The 18136-nt window shown below is 60.3% G+C and carries 14 protein-coding genes and 2 pseudogenes; 6 read left to right on the top strand and 10 right to left on the bottom strand.

Features of this window, described 5'->3' with window-relative positions:
- From M5B98_RS15150 to M5B98_RS15140, 3 genes are read right to left on the bottom strand one after another with little or no spacing between them, the layout of a single operon-like run.
- Positions 1-261, bottom strand: coding sequence for a phosphopantetheine-binding protein (locus tag M5B98_RS15150; protein ID WP_085711082.1), 261 nt, complete (start codon positions 259-261; stop codon positions 1-3).
- The gene (locus M5B98_RS15145) at positions 242-1051 is read right to left on the bottom strand and encodes a lysophospholipid acyltransferase family protein (RefSeq protein ID WP_248743136.1); all 810 of its coding nucleotides are present in this window, start codon (positions 1049-1051) and stop codon (positions 242-244) included. The genes M5B98_RS15150 and M5B98_RS15145 overlap by 20 nt, the downstream gene beginning before the upstream one ends.
- Complete coding sequence (locus tag M5B98_RS15140; protein ID WP_248743135.1) at positions 1027-1752, bottom strand: beta-ketoacyl synthase chain length factor; 726 nt, start codon at positions 1750-1752, stop codon at positions 1027-1029. The genes M5B98_RS15145 and M5B98_RS15140 overlap by 25 nt, the downstream gene beginning before the upstream one ends.
- Before the next feature lie 370 nt (positions 1753-2122).
- Between M5B98_RS15140 and M5B98_RS15135 the strand changes: the two genes are divergently transcribed.
- Complete coding sequence (locus tag M5B98_RS15135) at positions 2123-2893, top strand: ParA family protein (protein ID WP_085711085.1); 771 nt, start codon at positions 2123-2125, stop codon at positions 2891-2893.
- Between the two features lie 130 nt (positions 2894-3023).
- Here the strand turns inward: M5B98_RS15135 and trxC are convergent, their stop codons facing one another.
- Positions 3024-3458, bottom strand: coding sequence for a thioredoxin TrxC (gene trxC, locus M5B98_RS15130; RefSeq protein WP_248743134.1), 435 nt, complete (start codon positions 3456-3458; stop codon positions 3024-3026).
- Between the two features lie 235 nt (positions 3459-3693).
- On the opposite strand from trxC, the gene M5B98_RS15125 reads away from it, so the two are divergent.
- Entirely contained in the window at positions 3694-3963 is a 270-nt protein-coding gene (locus M5B98_RS15125) for a PbsX family transcriptional regulator (RefSeq protein WP_248743133.1), read from the top strand.
- Positions 3963-4325, top strand: a complete 363-nt coding sequence (locus M5B98_RS15120) for a type II toxin-antitoxin system PemK/MazF family toxin (RefSeq protein WP_248743132.1) — start codon at positions 3963-3965, stop codon at positions 4323-4325. Before M5B98_RS15125 ends, M5B98_RS15120 begins: the two co-directional genes overlap by 1 nt.
- 6 nt (positions 4326-4331) lie before the next feature.
- Here the strand turns inward: M5B98_RS15120 and selO are convergent, their stop codons facing one another.
- The 5 genes and pseudogenes from selO to M5B98_RS28860 all read right to left on the bottom strand — a co-directional run.
- On the bottom strand, positions 4332-5795 hold the full coding sequence (gene selO, locus M5B98_RS15115; protein WP_248743131.1) for a protein adenylyltransferase SelO: 1464 nt from the start codon (positions 5793-5795) through the stop codon (positions 4332-4334).
- Positions 5796-5843: 48 nt separating this feature from the next.
- Positions 5844-9197, bottom strand: a complete 3354-nt coding sequence (mscK, locus tag M5B98_RS15110; RefSeq protein WP_248743130.1) for a mechanosensitive channel MscK — start codon at positions 9195-9197, stop codon at positions 5844-5846.
- Between the two features lie 34 nt (positions 9198-9231).
- A complete protein-coding gene (locus M5B98_RS15105; RefSeq protein ID WP_085711091.1) occupies positions 9232-10974 on the bottom strand; it encodes a potassium/proton antiporter in 1743 nt (580 codons plus the stop codon).
- Positions 10975-11131: 157 nt separating this feature from the next.
- Positions 11132-11731, bottom strand: a pseudogene (locus M5B98_RS28865) (methyl-accepting chemotaxis protein); the annotation flags it as partial.
- A 303-nt stretch (positions 11732-12034) separates the two neighbouring features.
- A pseudogene (locus M5B98_RS28860) lies at positions 12035-12691 on the bottom strand (MCP four helix bundle domain-containing protein); the annotation flags it as partial.
- A gap of 344 nt (positions 12692-13035) precedes the next feature.
- On the opposite strand from M5B98_RS28860, the gene M5B98_RS15095 reads away from it, so the two are divergent.
- The 3 genes from M5B98_RS15095 to M5B98_RS15085 all read left to right on the top strand — a co-directional run bounded on the left by M5B98_RS15095 (position 13036) and on the right by M5B98_RS15085 (position 16133).
- Positions 13036-13266 (top strand): hypothetical protein, encoded by a 231-nt coding sequence (locus M5B98_RS15095; protein WP_007952320.1) that lies wholly within the window; start codon positions 13036-13038, stop codon positions 13264-13266.
- A complete protein-coding gene (locus M5B98_RS15090; RefSeq protein WP_248743128.1) occupies positions 13263-13565 on the top strand; it encodes a cell division protein ZapA in 303 nt (100 codons plus the stop codon). The genes M5B98_RS15095 and M5B98_RS15090 overlap by 4 nt, the downstream gene beginning before the upstream one ends.
- A 630-nt stretch (positions 13566-14195) precedes the next feature.
- Positions 14196-16133, top strand: a complete 1938-nt coding sequence (locus M5B98_RS15085; protein WP_248743127.1) for a methyl-accepting chemotaxis protein — start codon at positions 14196-14198, stop codon at positions 16131-16133.
- A 194-nt stretch (positions 16134-16327) separates the two neighbouring features.
- Here the strand turns inward: M5B98_RS15085 and M5B98_RS15080 are convergent, their stop codons facing one another.
- The gene (locus M5B98_RS15080) at positions 16328-18130 is read right to left on the bottom strand and encodes an acyl-CoA dehydrogenase (protein ID WP_248743126.1); all 1803 of its coding nucleotides are present in this window, start codon (positions 18128-18130) and stop codon (positions 16328-16330) included.
- Between the last annotated feature and the right edge of the window lie 6 nt (positions 18131-18136).

Below are 18136 nucleotides of genomic sequence, written 5' to 3'. Positions count from 1 at the left end.
TCAAGCTGCCTGTTTTGCCGTGACGAACGCCGCGAGGCTCGCCACGTTGGTGAAATGGTTGCGGGTGTCCTTGGCGTCGGCGTCGATCTTGATGCCGTACTTTTTCTGGATCGCCAGGCCGAGTTCCAGAGCGTCGACGGAATCCAGGCCCAGGCCTTCGCCGAACAGTGTCTGGTCGTCGCCGATGTCGTCGACGCTGATGTCTTCGAGGCCCAGGGCGTCGATGATCAGCAGTTTTATCTCACGGTGCAGATCGCTCATCTTCGGCGAGCTCCTTGATAAAAAAATGGTGCAGAAAGTCGTTGAGCTTGCGCGAGGCCTGCGGTGCAGGGCCTTGTGCGGCAAAGGTCTGTGGGTCTATATCGGCCCCGACGCGAAAACTGAAGTGAACACGGCGGCTCGGGATGCGATACCACGGCTCGGCCTTGGTCAAAGTGGTCGGGCTGACCTTGATGATGACCGGCGTCAGGATTTTCGCACCGCGTAGCGCGATGGCCGCTGCCCCCCGATGAAAGGCCGGGGCCTGACCGGGTTGGGTGCGCGTGCCTTCGGGGAAAATGATCAGGGTCTGGCCATCCTGCAATGCGCCGGCGGCGGCATCGAGCATGTCCATGCTGCCGTCGTTGCTGATGTATTCGGTGCTGCGCAGCGGGCCACGGGTGAAAGGGTTTTCCCACAGCGTTTTCTTCACCACGCAATTGGCGTGGCGTACCAGTCCGATCAGGAACACCACATCGATCAGCGACGGGTGGTTGGCGATGATCATCTGCCCCGGCCGGCCAAGGCGTTCGGCACCCTGGATGTCATAGGTCAACACGCCTGTACGGGCCATGAACCGGACGAAAAACCAGAACAGCCGACTGACGGTCTGCCGCGCCCGCTCGCGATGGGCTTTCGCATCACCCGGCAGGCAGCCCAGCAGCGGAAAAACCAGTAAACGCAGGCACAGCCCGCCCAGCCCGAACAGGGCGAAGCTGATGGCGGTGGCCAGCAGGCGCCAGTAGTAGGCGTCGCGGTTTTTTTCGGTCACTGGTTGCGTTGCCAGGTCCATACACGATTTTTCCAGGCATGTTGGCAAAGGGATTGCTGGCCGAGCAGGGTTTGCAGCAGATTCAGTGCATGGGGCCATTGCGCTTTGGACAGTGCTTCGGGGGCGCTGTTCAGGGTCAGCCGCCAGTCGGTACCGGGGGTCAGCAGCAAGCCCACCGCGTACGGAAACGGCACATCATCGATCCACGCCGAATAGGCCTCGGGCGGTTGTTCTTCGGTGATGACCAGCAATACGGCGGGCGCGCCTTCGTCCAGCAGGGCGGCGGCTTCCAGCACGCCGTGTTCTAGACCGTCGCCAGCGGCGGCGAGGGCCGTCATCTCGCTGGTTTCACTGCGCATGATCGACCACAGGCCGATGATCGCGTTGTGCACGGAGAGGCTGAACTGGGTCGGTGACAGCGGCTGCTCGTTGGCCAGGTCACTGAGAATTTCGAAGGTGCGCGGCGTTTCGCCGTGACGGGACACGAACACCAGCGGCAGGTTTTCCCGACCGTCGGCGAGTGGCCAGCCGACACTGAAGGCCATTCGCGCCAGGCGACTGAGACGGCGACGCTGCATGGCGGGAAGGAACGACACATCGGGCGCGGCATCGCTGCTCGGCAGCACGACCGGCTGTCGGCTCCAGGCTTGCCAGGCGTCCACGCTGTCGAGCCCGGGAGCCCAGGCGCGCCATTGGGCGATGTTGAAGTTGATCACGGACATTCATCCCGCCCCTGCGGGCTAAATTTGACGCTGTTTTGCCAGCGCCGCAGACGCGCTGACCTTGCCGGAAGTGGCGTGGCGCTTGGCCCCGGGTGGCGCGCATTATCCCGGTGCGACGAGTGTGTAGCAAATGCTGGTTACATTTTGCGCTCTGAAATGGACCGAAGGGTACATGGCAAAAACTGTCACATGGCCATTATCCACGCTGATCGGGATTTTTCTGTCAGGCATATCAGCGGCCAATGGCAGTCTTTGCGCCGTGTTGAATGAGAGATTGGCGTCTGACTCTGTAGTCCGCATCCATGAAGGTAGCGAAGCGGGGCCGGGCACCACTACACTCGGTCATTCTTTGATACACGGAGGTTTTGTCATGCGGCGCGTGGTGTTCAATCAGAAAGGTGGCGTGGGCAAATCCAGCATCGCCTGCAATCTGGCGGCGGTCAGCGCCAGCGAGGGTTATCGCACGCTGTTGGTGGACCTTGATGCTCAGGCCAACTCCACTCAGTACCTGACCGGGCTCACCGGTAATGACATTCCGATGGGCATCGCCGACTTCTTCAAGCAGACCCTGTCCTCGGGCCCGTTCTCCAAGAAGAACAAGGCCGATATTTACGAAACCCCGTTCGACAACCTGCACATCATCACCGCCACGGCGGAGCTGGCCGACCTGCAGCCAAAGCTCGAGGCCAAGCACAAGATCAACAAGCTGCGTAAGTTGCTGGAAGAGCTGGACGGCGAATACGACCGCATCTACCTCGATACTCCGCCAGCCTTGAACTTTTATGCGGTATCCGCGCTGATTGCCGCTGATCGTGTGCTGATTCCCTTCGATTGCGACAGTTTTTCCCGTCAGGCGCTGTACGGGCTGATGTCGGAGATCGAAGAGTTGAAGGACGACCACAACGAAGGCCTGGAAGTCGAAGGCATCGTGGTCAACCAGTTCCAGGCCCGGGCCAGCCTGCCGCAGCAGATGCTCGACGAGTTGATCGCCGAAGGGTTGCCGGTATTGCCGGTTTACCTTGCCAGCTCAGTGCGCATGCGCGAATCGCACCAGGCCAGCACACCGCTGATCCATCTCGATCCGCGACACAAGCTGACGCAGCAGTTCGTCGAGCTGCACAACCTGCTCGAAGACGCCTGATCGTCTGAGCCAACACAAAGAACAGTGGGAGCGAGCCTGCTCGCGATAGCGGTCTTTCATTCAGCACATTTGTTGAATGAGCAACCGTCATCGCGAGCAGACTCGCTCCCACAGGGAATATGCGTTTTGATCAGATACCTTGGCTACGCAACCACGCCATCAGTTGCGGCAGCGGAAACGCACCACTCTGCCGCGCCACCTCCCGGCCATTTTTGAACAGGATCAGGCTCGGAATCGAACGGATCCCCAACTGCGCCGACAACTGCTGATTGGCTTCGCTGTCCAGCTTGGCCAGCCGGCATTTGCCCGCCAGTTGTGCCGCCGCCTGCTCGAACACCGGCGCAAATGACTTGCACGGTCCGCACCAGTCCGCCCACACATCCACCAGCAACGGCAGATCGCCCTTGACCTGGCTGGCGTAGTCGCCTTGCTTGAGGTCGAACGGCTTGTTCAACAGCACCTCGGACTTGCAGCGCCCGCATTTCGGATGATCGTTGAGGCGTTCGGCGGGAATGCGGTTGAGGCCGTTGCAGGAGGGGCAGGGGATGAGGAGTGGGTCGGTCATGATAGGTCTCGATTGAGCAGTTGATGTCACTGATCTGGTGTCGAGGGAGTCATTTATCAATGTCTTGAATCGTCACAGTTTCCGCCGGCCACCTTTCGATTGATGTCTAGGCTGAAAGCAAATTCCTGTTTTTAACGCTCGTCGTGAGGAGGTCGCTTTGACTGTATCTGCGTGCTACTTTTGTTGCACAAATCGAGAGATCGATGATTTCCACTTACCGGATCGGAGTGACTTCATGTCCGTAACGTCCAGAATTCGCCGTCAGGGAGGCGCTGCAGTCATAACGATCCCGCCAACGCTGTTGAAGCTGTTGCATCTGGATGTGGGAGCTCAACTGGAGCTGAATGTTGTTGAAGGGGAGTTGATAGCTCGCCCCGTGGCGCCTGTTGCTCGCAAGCGTTATAGCTTGGTCGAACTGCTTGAGGGCGCTGAGCAGTTGCAAGAACTGAATGCTCAAACTGCCGAAGCTCGCGAAGGTGAGCCTGTTGGCAGGGAGCTGGGTTGATGGTGCGTCGACAGCCCCCGCAACGGGGAGATGTTTACTGGATTGATCCCAATCCCGTGGCCGGGCGGGAGATGATGAACAGGCATCGTTTTGTAGTCATCACTCCTCGGGAGATAAATGCTTTGGGCGTCAGCATGACCGTACCGATCACCAGCGGCGGCAATTTCAGTCGAACCTCGGGATTGGCCGTGACCATTTCTGGTCACGATACCAATGGTGTAGCGGTGTGTAATCAGGTTCGTAGCTTTGATATCGAACAGCGTGTACGAGAGGGAAGCGCGAAGTTTATCGAGCGACTGGACGACGTGACGATGGTGGACATCGTCGCTCGGGTAGTCAGCGCAATCGATCCGTTGGATTGAGCCTCCTCACGACGAACAACTGATCTCCAGATGCTTGCCCCACTCCGGCGGCCGTTCTGCATAGCTTTCCATTCCAGGCTGTTCCTCGAATGGATTGCTCAACACCGCATGCAGTCGGCGCACCTCGGAGTAGTCACCCTGTTCCGCCGCATCAATCGCCTTCTGCGCCAGGTAATTGCGCAGGATGTACAGAGGATTCACCGCATGCATTCGCGCCCGGCGCTGCTCCTTATCGGTCGCACCATCCCGTGCGACGCGGTCGACATACCGCTCGCCCCAGGCGTCGAAGCCACGGATATCCACAAAGTCGTCGCGCAGCCGGGCAACCGCCTGGTCTGCTGATTCTTCGCCCAGGCGACGGAAGAACAAGGTGTAGTCGACGCCGCTGTTCTGCATCAGTTGCAGCAATTGTTCCAGCAGTTGCTGGTCGTCGTCCTCGGCCGTGGTGAAGCCGAAACGGCGGCGCATCAGGTCGAGGTAGTGCGCCTGGAACAGCGGCAGGTAAAGGCCAAGAGTCTCGCGCAGGGCCTCGACGCTGATGAATGGCGTCAGGGCCTGGGCCAGGGCGCTGAGGTTCCACTGGCCGACGGGGACCTGATTGCTGAACGAGTAACGGCCCTGGTCATCGGAATGGTTGCAGATGAAGTTCGCGTCAAAGTCGTCGAGGAAGGCGAACGGGCCGAAGTCGAAGGTGATGCCGAGGATCGACATGTTGTCGGTGTTCATCACCCCATGGCAGAAACCGTAGGCCTGCCACTTGGCGATCAGTTCGGCGTTGCGTTCGACGATTTCGCGGAACATTGCCAGATACGGCTCTGGCTGTTCCAGGCACTCGGGGAAGTGCATCGCCAGCACGTGCTCGCCGAGCTGCTTCTGCTGCTCGGGCCGCTTGGTGTAATAGAAATATTCGAAATGGCCGAAGCGCACGTGGCTTGGCGCCAGACGCAGCACCATCGCGGCGCGCTCCTGTTTCTCGCGCCACACCGGGGTGTCGGAACCGATCACGCAGGCGGCGCGTGAAGACGGGATGTTCAGCGCATACAGCGCTTCGGACGCGAGAAACTCACGGATCGACGAACGCAGCACGGCACGACCATCGCCCATGCGCGAGAACGGCGTCTGCCCGGCGCCCTTGAGGTGCAAGTCCCAGTGTTCACCGGCTTCGTTGTAGACCTCGCCCAGCAACAGCCCGCGACCATCGCCCAGTTGTGGCGTGTACCCGCCGAACTGATGCCCGGAGTAGACCATCGCCCGTGGCTCGGCATCGGCCCACAACTTGTGGCCGCCGAACAGTTCAGCGAATTCCTGGGTGTCAGCCGCCGCCGGTTCCAGATCCAGCAGCGCCAGTGCCGCAGGGCTGGCGACCACCAGTCGCGGGTTGTCGATCGGTTCGGGCAGCACATGGGCCGAGAACGCATCGCCCAGGCGGGCGAAGCGGTTGTCGAAGGTCAGTTCGTCGAGGGCTTTCAAGGGCCGGCTCCAGCAGAATGTCCGAGCATTCTGCTGGGATTAGCTGGGTTAGTCGAGTTTGGCGGGCGGCGGCTCTTGCAGCGGTTTTTGCTCGCCGCTGACGGGCACGATGGTTTTGCTGTCGTCTTCGACCGGAACCAGTTTGTACTCCTGACCGTGAAGGTTCTTCAGGTAAACCTCCATCTGCCGGAACGAGATGTTGATGTGCTGCTTCTTGAACTCGCGGTTGATGAAGCGGTTGACCTCGTCGATCACCGGGTTGCGGTCACCGAGGTCGCGCACGTGCATGCGCAGCTCGTGGTCGAGGGTGCTTTCGCCGAAGTTGAGGAAGTACACGTGCGGCTCGGGTTCCTTGAGCACGCGCGGGTTTTCCCGGGCGGCCTTGAGCAGCAGTTCCTTGACCAGATCCAGATCCGAACCGTAATCCACACCGAGTTTCAGCGTCACCCGGGTGATGGTGTCGGTCAGCGACCAGTTGATCAGTTGCCCGGTGATGAACGTCTTGTTCGGGACAATGATGTCCTTGCGGTCGAAGTCGGTGATGGTCGTGGCACGGATGCGGATCTTGCTCACGGTGCCCGACAGGTTGCCGATGGTGATGGTGTCGCCGATCCGCACCGGGCGTTCGAACAGGATCATGATGCCGGAGATGAAGTTCGCGAAGATCTCCTGCATACCGAAACCGAGGCCGACCGACAGCGCCGCCACCAGCCATTGCAACTTGTCCCAGCTCACGCCGAGGGTCGACAGGGTGGAGACGAAGCCGACCCCGGCGATCACGTAGGACAGCAGCGTCGTGGTCGCGTAAGCACTGCCCTGGGCCAGATTGAGTTTCGACAGCACGAACACTTCCAGCAGGCCCGGCAAGTTGCGTGCGAGCGCAAAGGTAATGCCGATGATGATCAGCGCGCCGAGCATGTCGCCGATGCTGATCGGCACCATGCTCATGTTGGCGCCGGTGCCGCTGGTGTATTCGTAGAGGGTGATGTTGTCGAGGTACGAGAACACCGTGATAAGGTCGGCCCAGACCCAGTACAGCGCGGCGATGAAACCGCCGAGCAGGGCCAGACGAATCAGGCGCAGGGACTGTTCGTTGACCTTCTCGATGTCCAGGGTCGGTTCTTCGATCACCGCTTCGCCGTCGCCGGCTTCCTTCGCTGCCTGACGTTTGGCCAGGGCGCGCTGGTAGGCCAGGCGCCGAGCGGCAACTGCCAGACCGCGGACGAAAGTCGCCTCGATCACCAGCCAGAACATCAGCAGGTACAGGGTGTTGATCAAGCGGTCGCTGAGTTTCAGCGCGGTGTAGTAGTAGCCGAAGCACACCGCGACGAACAGCGCGATGGGCAGCAGGGTGAACATGATCCCCACGGCCTTGCGGAACAGCGAGGCGTTTTCGTGGGTCGGGCTGCTGATCAGCAGGCGACTGAGCAGCCACGCCATCAGCGCGTAGCAAGTCAGCACCACTGGCATGCCGATGACGTCATCGGCCAGCGCTGCCGGTTGCAGTTCGGCGACCGCCACCACCGCCACGAGAGCCATGACCACCAGACCGAGGCGACGCACCCATCCCTGCAGGAATTCGACCTGCGGCTTCTCCCAACGGAAGTGCAGTTCAGCCACACCGCCCGGCGCAAGGATCCGGTAAGCGGTGTAGAACACCAGCCATGCCTGACCCATTTGCAGCAGGGCCGCGCCCATGTTGGCGTTCTGGCCCCGGGCGTCGATCTGCAGCGCCAGCCCGCACAGCGCAAGACCGAGCGCCACCGGCATCGCCAGCAGGATGTTGATCAGGATTGCCTGCGGCGTGTGCCACTGGCTGTCACGTTTGAAGTGGCCGATGTCCTGGTGAACCTTGTTCAGGCGTGCGTACAGCTGCTTGCGCCGCCACAGCAAGGCGCCGATCAGCAGCGCCAGCGGCAGGAACAGCAGCGGGCGCTGGGTCAGGCCGTCGGTCAGTTCGCTGAGGCTGGAGGCCAGTGGCAAGGTGTCGATCTGACGTTTCAGGCGTTCCGGCACACCGCGCAGCCACTCGGAGTCCAGCGGCTTGTTGCTGGGAATCCAGAACATCTGCTCGTCGAGGGTCGCGCGCAGGCTTTGCGCGGTGCTCAGCAATTGCTTCTGGTTCAGTTGCAGGGTGATCGACTCATTGAGCATCGCGCTCAGTTCGCGACTCAGCCGCTCCAGCAGATCGACACGAGTATTGGCCAGATCCAGCAGATTTTTGCGAAGTTGCGGTGTGACTTGTTCTGGTGGCTGGGTGGACAGCAGGGTGTCGACGTAAGTCGCCGGATTGCTCAACTGTTCGCGCTGTTGATTGATTTCGAACTGGTACAGGCGAATGTCGGCGATCTGATCTGCCAGGTCGCGGTCGACCTTGAGGCGCGGCAGTGCCTGCTTCTGTTTATAGAGAATCTTCGACAGCAGCAGGCTGCCCTTGAGTACGTTGATCTGCTCGTCGAGGGCGGAATCGCTCTGGGTCACGCTGTCCAGTTGCTGCTTGGTCTGCAGGTTCTGCTGGGTGAGTTCGTTGAGGCGGTCGGTGCTTTTGAGCAGGTAGTCGGAGAGCTTGAGGTTGGCCGCGCTTTCAGTGGCGAGCAGGGTGCTGCTGCCGGACTTCTGGGCCTCGATCGACTGCTGCGTCACGGTTTCCTGAGACAGGGTCAGACGCTTCTGGTTGATCAGGGTCTGCAGTTCCTGGATCTCGTGGTCCAGACGGTCGGACTTTTCCGTGAGCAGGTCATGCTGGCTGTTGCCCAGATCCTGCAACTGGTTGTTGCCGGCCAGTTCCTGGCGGCGCAACGGGATCAGTGCATTAAGCGCTGAAAGCTCGGCGTTGAGCAGGTCGCGTTGCTCGGCACTCAGGGTCTTGCCGCTGTCCTTGCCGGTCTTGAGGATGCTGTTGATCTGCTGGATGCGGGTCTGGCTGCTGGCGATTTCTGCCTGGGCGCGTTCCGGACGAGTCTGAGCGGTGATGATCAGGCTGTTGGCGTCCGCAAGGGCTTTTTGCAGGTCGCTCTGCTGGGTCGAGCGCTCGGTGAGGATCTGTTCCAGCTGCTGGATGTTCTCTTTGGTGAAGCGCTGCGCTACCGGTACCACGGCAGTGGCCTTGAGGCGTGCCAGTTCGCGGGTGTTCTCGATGGTCTGTTTCGGCGCGGTGGCCAGTTGCTGCTTGAGGTCGATCAGTTTCTGATCGTAGTCACGCCGGTTGTTGAGCTGGTTCAGCGTGTTTTGCAGGAGCGTTTGCAGGGCCTTTTTGTCGGCCTCGGGCAGTTTGCTGTCGGTGAGCTTGTCCAGGTTCGCCTGCACGGCTTCGCTGGACGGCGGTTCTGCGGCCTGCAGCGGGCCGACAGTAAGACTCAGGCCCAGCAGGGCCGCGAGGAAAAAGGAGCGCAGGGTAGGCATAGAGACCGGTCAAGCAAGTGAGAGTGGAGGCAGTTTAGAGGAAGAGCCCGGGGCCCGGGCGACTTCCTTCGGGGAATCTGACGCCCACTTTGGCGATCTTGTTCCCGTCCATGACCGCCACCGTCCAGTGGGTGTTGTTCCATTCCACCTGGTCGCCAACGATCGGTGCACCGCCGACTTTCTGCGCGATGAAGTGGCCCAGGGTCATGTCCGGATCGATGCCTTCGGCCGACAGGCCATAAAGGGCCGCAACCGCTTTGAGCTGGGCGTCTCCTTCGAGTACGAAGTCGCCGAAGAAGCGCAGATCGAGGCCCCGTTGCGGTGCCTGGCTGAACAGTTTTCCAAGGGCTGGCAAGTTGTGTTCATGGCCGATAACACACAGCAAATCATCGACTTCCAGCACCGTACTACCCGACGGATGGAGCAGTTGCTGACCACGAAACAGGGCCGCGATACGGGTGCCTTCGGGCATTTTCAGCTCGCGCAGGGGGGAACCGATGCACCATTTCTCCGCACCGAGCTTGTAAACGAACAGTTCCCACTCGCTGGTGATGTGCACTTCCAGGGCCGAACGGGAGATCGGCGCAGGCTCCGGCGGCACCGTTACCTTGAGCAGTCTGGCTACCCACGGCAGGCTTGTGCCCTGCACCAGCAGCGACACCAGCACGATAAAGAACGCGAGGTTGAAGTACAGCTGCGCATTCGGCAGCCCGGCCATCAGCGGGAACACCGCCAGAATGATCGGTACCGCGCCACGCAGGCCGACCCAGGAGATGAAGGCCTTCTCGCGACCATGGAAAGCCTTGAACGGCAGCAGCCCGACCACCACCGACAGCGGCCGTGCGAACAGAATCATCCACAGTGCCAGGCCCAGAGCGGGCAAGGCGATCGGCAGCAGATCGTGCGGCGTGACCAGCAAACCCAGCACCAGGAACATGCCGATCTGTGCCAGCCACGCCATACCGTCGAGCATGTGCAGGATGCCGTGGCGGCTGCGCACCGGGCGGTTGCCGATCACCAGGCCGCACAGGTAAACGGCAAGGAAGCCGCTGCCGTGCAGGGCGTTGGTCAGGGCGAACACCACCAGACCACCGGCGATCACCAGGATCGGGTAAAGGCCGGTGGCAAGGTTGATCCGGTTGACCAGTTGCAGCATCAGCCAGCCGCCGCCGAGACCGATCACGCCACCGATGCCGAACTCGCGGATCAGGTGGGTCAGCAGGCTCCAGTGCAGACCGGTCTGGCCGCTGGCGAGCATGTCGATCAGGGTCACGGTGAGGAACACCGCCATCGGGTCGTTGCTGCCGGATTCGATTTCCAGACTGGCGGTCACCCGTTCGTTCAGGCCCTTGCCACCCAGCAGCGAGAACACCGCCGCGGCGTCCGTGGAACCAACGATGGCGCCGATCAGCAGGCCTTGAATCAGATTGAGGTCGAACAGCCACGCGGCGGCCATGCCAGTGAGGCCGGTGGTTATCAGCACACCGACCGTGGCCAGCGACAAGGCCGGCCACAAGGCCACGCGGAAACTGGATACCCGGGTGCGCAAGCCGCCGTCGAGCAGGATCACCGCCAGCGCAAGGTTGCCGACCAGATAGGCCGTCGGATAGTTATCGAAAATGATGCCGCCGCCATCGACCCCGGCAGTCATGCCGACGGCGAGGATGATCACCAGAATCGGGATGCCGAGACGCGACGAAAGGGAACTGACAAGAATGCTCGCACCTACCAGCAACGCGCCGATCAAGAACAGGCTGTTGATGGTCGTCGCATTCAAAGGCAGTACTCCAGAAGCGGAAAGACGGGCACAAACTGACCATGCAGTCTACGTGCCAGCGATTCTAACCTGTTGAAATGTGATGCTGTCAAAAAGCTTTTTCAGCGAGGTGAAAGATCGTCCCCACGGGCGTGGGAGCGATCAGTCTTGCGCAAGGTTAGAGGCTGAACCGCCCAACCATATTGTTCAGATCCAGCGCCAGGCGCGACAGCTCGTTGCTCGCCGCACTGGTCTGATTCGCGCCGGTCGCCGATTGCACCGACAGATCGCGGATGTTCACCAGATTACGGTCCACTTCCCGCGCTACCTGCGCCTGTTCTTCGGCAGCGCTGGCGATCACCAGGTTGCGTTCGTTGATCTCGACGATGGCGGTGTTGATGGTGTCCAGCGACAGGCCGGCGCCACGGGCGATGTTCAATGTCGATTCGGCGCGCTCGGTGCTGTTGCGCATCGAATCCACGGCGTGTTCGGTGCCGCTCTGGATGCTGCCGATCATGCGCTCGATTTCGCTGGTCGACTGCTGGGTGCGGTGCGCCAGGGCACGGACTTCGTCCGCCACCACGGCAAAACCACGACCGGCTTCACCGGCACGGGCCGCTTCAATGGCAGCGTTCAGTGCCAGCAGGTTGGTCTGATCGGCCAGGCCACGGATCACGTCCAGCACCTTGCCGATGTCGCGGGATTCGTTGGCCAGATCACCGATCAGGGTCGCGGTGCTCTGCACGTCGGCGCTCATGCGTTCGATGGCGCTGACGGTTTCCTGCACCAGATCGCGACCGTCGCCGGCGGAGGTGGTGGCGTTCTTCGAGGCTTCCGAGGTGCTGACCGCGTTGCGTGCAACTTCTTCCACGGCACTGGTCATCTCGTTGACCGCCGTGGCGGCCTGTTCGATTTCGTTGTTCTGCTGGGTCAGACCACGGGCGCTTTCGTCGGTGACGCTGTTCAGCTCTTCGGCGGCGGACGCCAGTTGAGTCGCCGAGCCGGAAATCCGCTGCAGGGTGTCGCGCAGCTTCGATTGCATCTTGGCCATGGCCGCCAGCAGGCGCCCGGCTTCGTCGGTGCCGTCGACGTGGATCGGCTGGGTCAGGTTGCCTTCGGCGATGGTTTCTGCCGCGTCCAGCGCTTTCGAGATCGGTTTGGTGATGCTGATGGTCAACAGCCAGGCGAACAGGAAGGTCAGGCCGGTGGCGATCACCAATAGCGTCACCACCAGACTGAAGGCCGAAGAAAACTGCTCGGCGGCTTGCTGGTTGGTCTGGCTGATCTGCTCGCCGTTGATCTGCATCAGGCGGTTGAGCACGGTGTTCATTGCTTCGGAGTTGTTCAGCAATTCGGTGTTCAGCAGGTTGCGCAGCTCATCCACCTGATTGTTGCGCGACAGGGTTTTCATCCGGTCTTCGATCTGGCGGTATTGACCCAGCAACTGCACGTATTGATCGTAGGCCGCACGTTCGGCCGGGCTGCCGATCAACGGCTCGTAATCAGTCTGGGCCTTGCGGATCTGCTGGTTGCGCATCTCCAGCAGTTCGATGGTTTTCTGCTGGATGTCCGGCTCGCGGTTCACCAGCAAACGGTACGACAGTACTCGCAGGCGCAGGGTCAGCTGAGTGAACTCGTCGAGGTTCTTGATGCTCGGCACGCTGGTGGTGGTGATGTTTTCGGCGGCGCCGCGAATCTTGCTCATCTGGTTCAGGGCGAACACACCGAGAATGAGCATCAGGCCGCCGATCAGGGCGAAACCGGTGAACGCCCGGGGGGCGATATTCATATTGCGAAGGGACATGGTGCGATTACCAGGGAAGGGCCGCATCCATGCGGGCTGAGACTGCTGTTGGATGACTTATCGGTCATACGACTAAAGTCTTGAGGCGGTGCGCGTATTTGTCGCATAGGGGGTCGGGCGACGAAGTGCAGGAACCAGATCGGCAGATCACAGTCTCTAACACTCGCAGGAATGGTCGACTGCCAGGAAAATCAAGGCCTTGCGCCGGTTTAATCCTGGCATCCACGACGACTTTTCTTTATCGTACGCGCCCTTTGAAAAAGCCCTGGAATATCAAAATGTTGGAAGCATCCCTCAGCCAATTGGAACAGCTCGTCAGCGACCTGGTGCAACAGAACCAGACCCTGTCGGAAACCAACCAGACCCTGTCCACGGAACTGGCCCAGGCCAAGGATGAAAACGAAAGCCTGCAACTGAGCCTGATGGAACAGGAAGAAAAGCACGGCGCCACCGCCGCACGCATCCAGGCCCTGGTTGATCGCGTCAACGCAGGTCCTGTCAGCGCATGAACCACGGCACAGCAGGGGTAAAAGTCATCTCCATCATGGGGGAGGACTATTCGATCAAGGCACCGGCCGGGGAAGAACAGACCCTGCTGGACGCTGCATTGATGCTCAAGGCTGCGCTGGCCGACACCAAGCGCAAATACCCGACCCTGATCGGTGACCGCCTGCTGGTGCTGGCGGCGATGAATCTGTGCTCGCAGCAGATTGAAATGAAGAAGCAGCATCAGGAAGAACTCGAGCGTTACCAAGAGCAAGTCAGCGCCACGGTCGAGACCATCGCCAAGACTATTGGTAGAGAGTGATGCTTCTTGCCCGTAAGAGGGATTTAAAAAGTTTTATTGTTGATGCGGAAAGTTATGGTTTGGGAACTCCTTCAAGGAGTTCCCATCCTCAGATGCCGGATCAATGGCTAGTTACCAGGAACGTGAATTCGAGCGGTCCAAAAAACAAACCTGTGGTTCAAATGTCCGTTTCCGTCGTCCGATGCCAAAACAGCTTTTCTAACAACGGTTGACTGTATTGCGGGATCTAAATATATATCTATATATAAGTCGCCTGGGTTGAGATTTCGTGCAGTTTCCTGAAAGTTACTGTATTCCTCATCGCTGAGTTTTTTTCCGTTTCTGGTCAATCCGTCGTGAAACTTAACTTCTGTGTTCATGATGTTTCTCTTTTAGCATGGGATGAGTAGTTTTTCGGAATGAAACCTTTCGTTCCGTAGTCAATATTGAGGGGTTGGATTTTGTTTGTAACCTGTCATATCTGACAGGTGATTACTTATACAGGCGTTATTTTTATGTTTGCGCTGCAACTAAAAGTGCCCGATTGAAGTGAAATTTGTATTCGTTTACTGGCTATATTGTCTGTTTTTTTGTATACAATCGGCATGACTGTTGCATTGCTTTCGTCTTCCATTTCTTGGGAGAGTCCCAATGCAGTTCTGGCGTCGCAGTATCCAATGGCAGCTGATCCTCGGCATGGGCACCGCCCTGCTGGTCAGCATCCTGATCGTGGTTGGCATTTATACCCTGGTGGTCAACCGCCTCGCCCAGAGCTATCTGGTCGAACAGGCGTTGCCGTCGAGCATCGAAGCGACGCGCAACGACATCGAGCGAATCCTCGTTCAACCCCTCACGGCCGCCAAAGACATCGCCAGCAACACCATGGTCCGCGACTGGCTGGCCACTGGTGAAGACTCCGGCAAAACGGCGGGCTTTGCGCAGTATCTGGAAGGCATCCGCGCCGAACACAAGGCGTTTACGGCGCTGATCATCGGCACCGAATCCAATCACTACATCACCGAAAAAGGCCTGGATCGCACCCTCAGTCGCACCAAGCCGGCCGATGCGTGGTTTTACTCGTTTCTCGACAGCAATCAGCCGCGCACTCTGAACATCGACAACGACGGAGCCACCGGAGAGCTGGCGCTGTTCATCGATTTGAAGGTCGAGCAGGCCGGCAAAGTGGTCGGTGTCGCGGGGCTCGGGTTGAGCATGAAAGAGCTGTCGGAGCTGATCCACAACTTCAGCTTCGGCGAACGCGGGAAGGTCTATCTCGTGCGTTCCGACGGTTTGATCCAGGTCCATCCCGAGGCGCAGTTCAGCGGCAAGCGCACCCTCACGGAGCAGATCGGCGCCAACGCAGCGCAAGCGGTCATGGGCCACAAAGTGGCGACCAACAGCAGCTTTCAGCGCGACGGCGAAGACTTCCTCGCCTTCAGCTTGCCCTTGCGAGACCTCGGCTGGACCCTGGTGGCCGAAGTGCCGCAGTCGCAAATCTACGCCGAAGCCCGCCGGGCGATGTGGATGAGCAGCGGCATCGGCCTGGCGGTGGCGCTGGTTTGCCTGGCGCTGGTGATCTGGCTGGCCCAGGGCCTGGTGCGACCGATTCGTCAGGTAACAGCCGCTCTGGTAGCAATCGGTAGCGGTGGTGGAGATTTGACCCATCGGTTAGATTCCAGTCGCGCCGATGAACTGGGCGACCTCGCCCGGGGCTTCAACCGTTTCCTCGACAGTCAGCGCGGGATGATCGGCGAAGTGCTGACCACCAGCGAGCGTCTGCGTGTCGCCGTCGGCCAGGTGGCCAGGGTTGTGGATAACACCGCCGAGCGCTCCGGCCGCCAGCAGGAAATGACCGACATGGTCGCCACTGCCGTTCACGAAATGGGCCTGACTGTGCAGGAAATCGCCCAGAACGCCGGCAATGCCGCGCTCGCCTCGCAAACGGCGCGTGATGAAGCGATGCAGGCTAGGGAAGTGGTCGGCGGCTCGATTCGCCATATAGAAAGCATGTCCGATGAAATCGGCGTTGCTGCCGGCGCGGTGGGTGAGCTTGCGCATCAGGTCGCCTCGATCGATCAGGTGCTGGCAGTGATTCGCGGTGTTTCCGAACAGACCAATCTGTTGGCGTTGAACGCGGCGATTGAAGCGGCGCGGGCCGGGGACATGGGGCGTGGTTTTGCGGTGGTGGCGGATGAAGTGCGGACGCTGGCGCGCAGGACCCAGGCATCTACCGACGAGATCCAGCAGATGATCGGCAGCCTCAAGCAGGGGGCGGAAAATGCCGTGTCTTCAATGCGCACCGGTCAGGCCGCAACGGGTACCGGGGTTGAATCGAGCCAGCGTACCGGAGCGTCGCTGACCGCGATTACCGGGCAAGTCGAGCGCATCAGCGACATGAATCATCAGGTGGCGACGGCGACTGAAGAGCAGTCGGCGGTGACCGAGGAGATCAACCGCAACGTGCAGGGGATTTCCGATCTGGCCCGGGCCACGGCGGGGGAGGTTCGGGCCTGTCGTGAGGATTGTCAGATGCTGCAGCGGCTGGCGGATGATCTGGCGCGGCAAATGGGTGGGTTCAAGTTGAGTTGAGTGCCAAGAGCCCCCTCACCCTAGCCCTCTCCCGGAGGGAGAGGGGACCGATTGGGGGATATTGAAGAGGTTCACCGACTTGAAAGATCGGCTTTGAATCCATAATCGACTCGGTTTTTCAGGTCGATGTACGGCGCAAGACACCTTGGTCGGCCCCCTCTCCCTCCGGGAGAGGGCTGGGGTGAGGGCCGGCTTTAGAACCACTCATTTTGCATTGCCAGACACGTATCATCCCGCACCTCCAGCAACGCCAGCTCATGCTGACAACCCGGCACTTCCCACGTCAGAAAATACCGCGCCGCCTGCAACTTGCCCTTATAAAAGTCGACATCCGCCGCATTCCCCTTGGCCAACCCTTCCTCGGCCCGAATCGCCTGTTCCAGCCAGCGCCAGCCAATCACCGTGTGCCCGAACACTTTCAGGTACAGCGCCGAATTCGCCAGGCTGCTGTTGACCTTACCCTGAGCCAGATCGGTCAGCAGGCCGATGGTCACGCTCTGCAGGCGTGCGACCAGTTTCTCCAGCGGCTCACGCAGCGCTGTCAACGATTCGTACGCCACCGCGCGTTCGGCGGTGGCGGCAATCAGGCGGATCAGTTGCTTGAGCCCGGCACCACCGTTCTGCGCCAGTTTGCGTCCCAGCAAGTCCAGCGATTGAATGCCGTGGGTGCCTTCGTGGATCGGGTTCAAGCGGTTGTCGCGGTAGTACTGTTCCACCGGGTATTCGCGGGTGTAACCGTGGCCGCCGAGAATCTGGATCGCCAGTTCGTTGGCTTTCAGGCAGAACTCTGATGGCCAGGATTTGACGATCGGCGTCAGCAAGTCCAGCAGTTCGTGGGCCTGTTTGCGCTCGGCTTCGGTTTCCAGTGTCGTGGTGTCATCGAACAACCGCGCCGCGTATAACCCGAGATCGAACGCACCTTCGACGTAGGATTTCTGCGTCAGCAGCATGCGTCTGACATCCGCGTGCTGGATGATCGCCACCGGCGCCGTCGTCGGGTCCTTGCTATCCGGCACCCGGCCCTGCGGCCGTTCGCGGGCGTATTCCAGCGAATACAGGTAACCGGCGTAACCGAGCATCACCGCGCCCATGCCGACGCCGATCCGCGCCTCGTTCATCATCTGGAACATGTAGCTCAAGCCATGATGCGGCTTGCCCACCAGATAGCCGACGCACTCACCGTTATCGCCGAAGTTCAGCGCCGTTGACGTGGTGCCGCGCCAGCCCATCTTGTGGAACAGCCCGGCCAGCAGCACGTCGTTGCGCTTGCCGAGGCTGCCGTCATCGTTGACCAGAAACTTGGGCACGATGAACAGCGAAATCCCCTTCACCCCGGCCGGTGCGTCCGGCAGTTTGGCCAGCACCATGTGCACGATGTTTTCCGAGAGCGGGTGATCACCACCGGAAATGAAGATCTTGTTGCCCTTGAGTCGATAAGTGCCGTCGGACGCAGGCTCGGCGCGGGTACGAATATCCGACAACGACGAGCCGGCATGGGGTTCGGTCAGGGCCATGGTGCCGAAGAAACGGCCGTCGATCATCGGTTGCAGGAAGCGCTGCTTCTGCTCTTCGGTGCCGAAACTTTCGATCAGGTTGGCCGCGCCCATGGTCAGGAACGGGTACGAGGTCGACGCCGCGTTGGCCGACTGAAAGTGGGCGAAGCATGCCTGGGACAACAATGTAGGCAGTTGCATGCCGCCGGCGTCGAAACTGCGCGCCGCGTTGAGGAATCCGGCTTCGAGGAAGGCATCCACCGCCGGTTTCACTTCGGGAATCAGAATCGCCTGACCGTTCTCGTAGCGCGGCTCGTTCTCGTCGCCCTTGCGGTTGTGCGGTGCGAAGTACTTTTCGGCGATGTTGCGTGCCGTGCCGATGGCGGCATCGAAGGTTTCGCGGTTGTGCTCGGCAAACCGCTCGCGCCGGGTCAGGCCCTCGGCATCGAGGACTTCGTACAGCTCGAAAGCCAGATTGCGGGAACTGAGCAGCGTCTCGGACATGGCGGC

This window comes from Pseudomonas sp. MWU12-3088 (assembly GCF_023242405.1).
Lineage (GTDB): Bacteria > Pseudomonadota > Gammaproteobacteria > Pseudomonadales > Pseudomonadaceae > Aquipseudomonas > Aquipseudomonas kribbensis.
The sequence above is the reverse complement of the archived record's forward strand: the minus strand, read 5'-3'. Positions and strand labels throughout refer to the sequence as shown.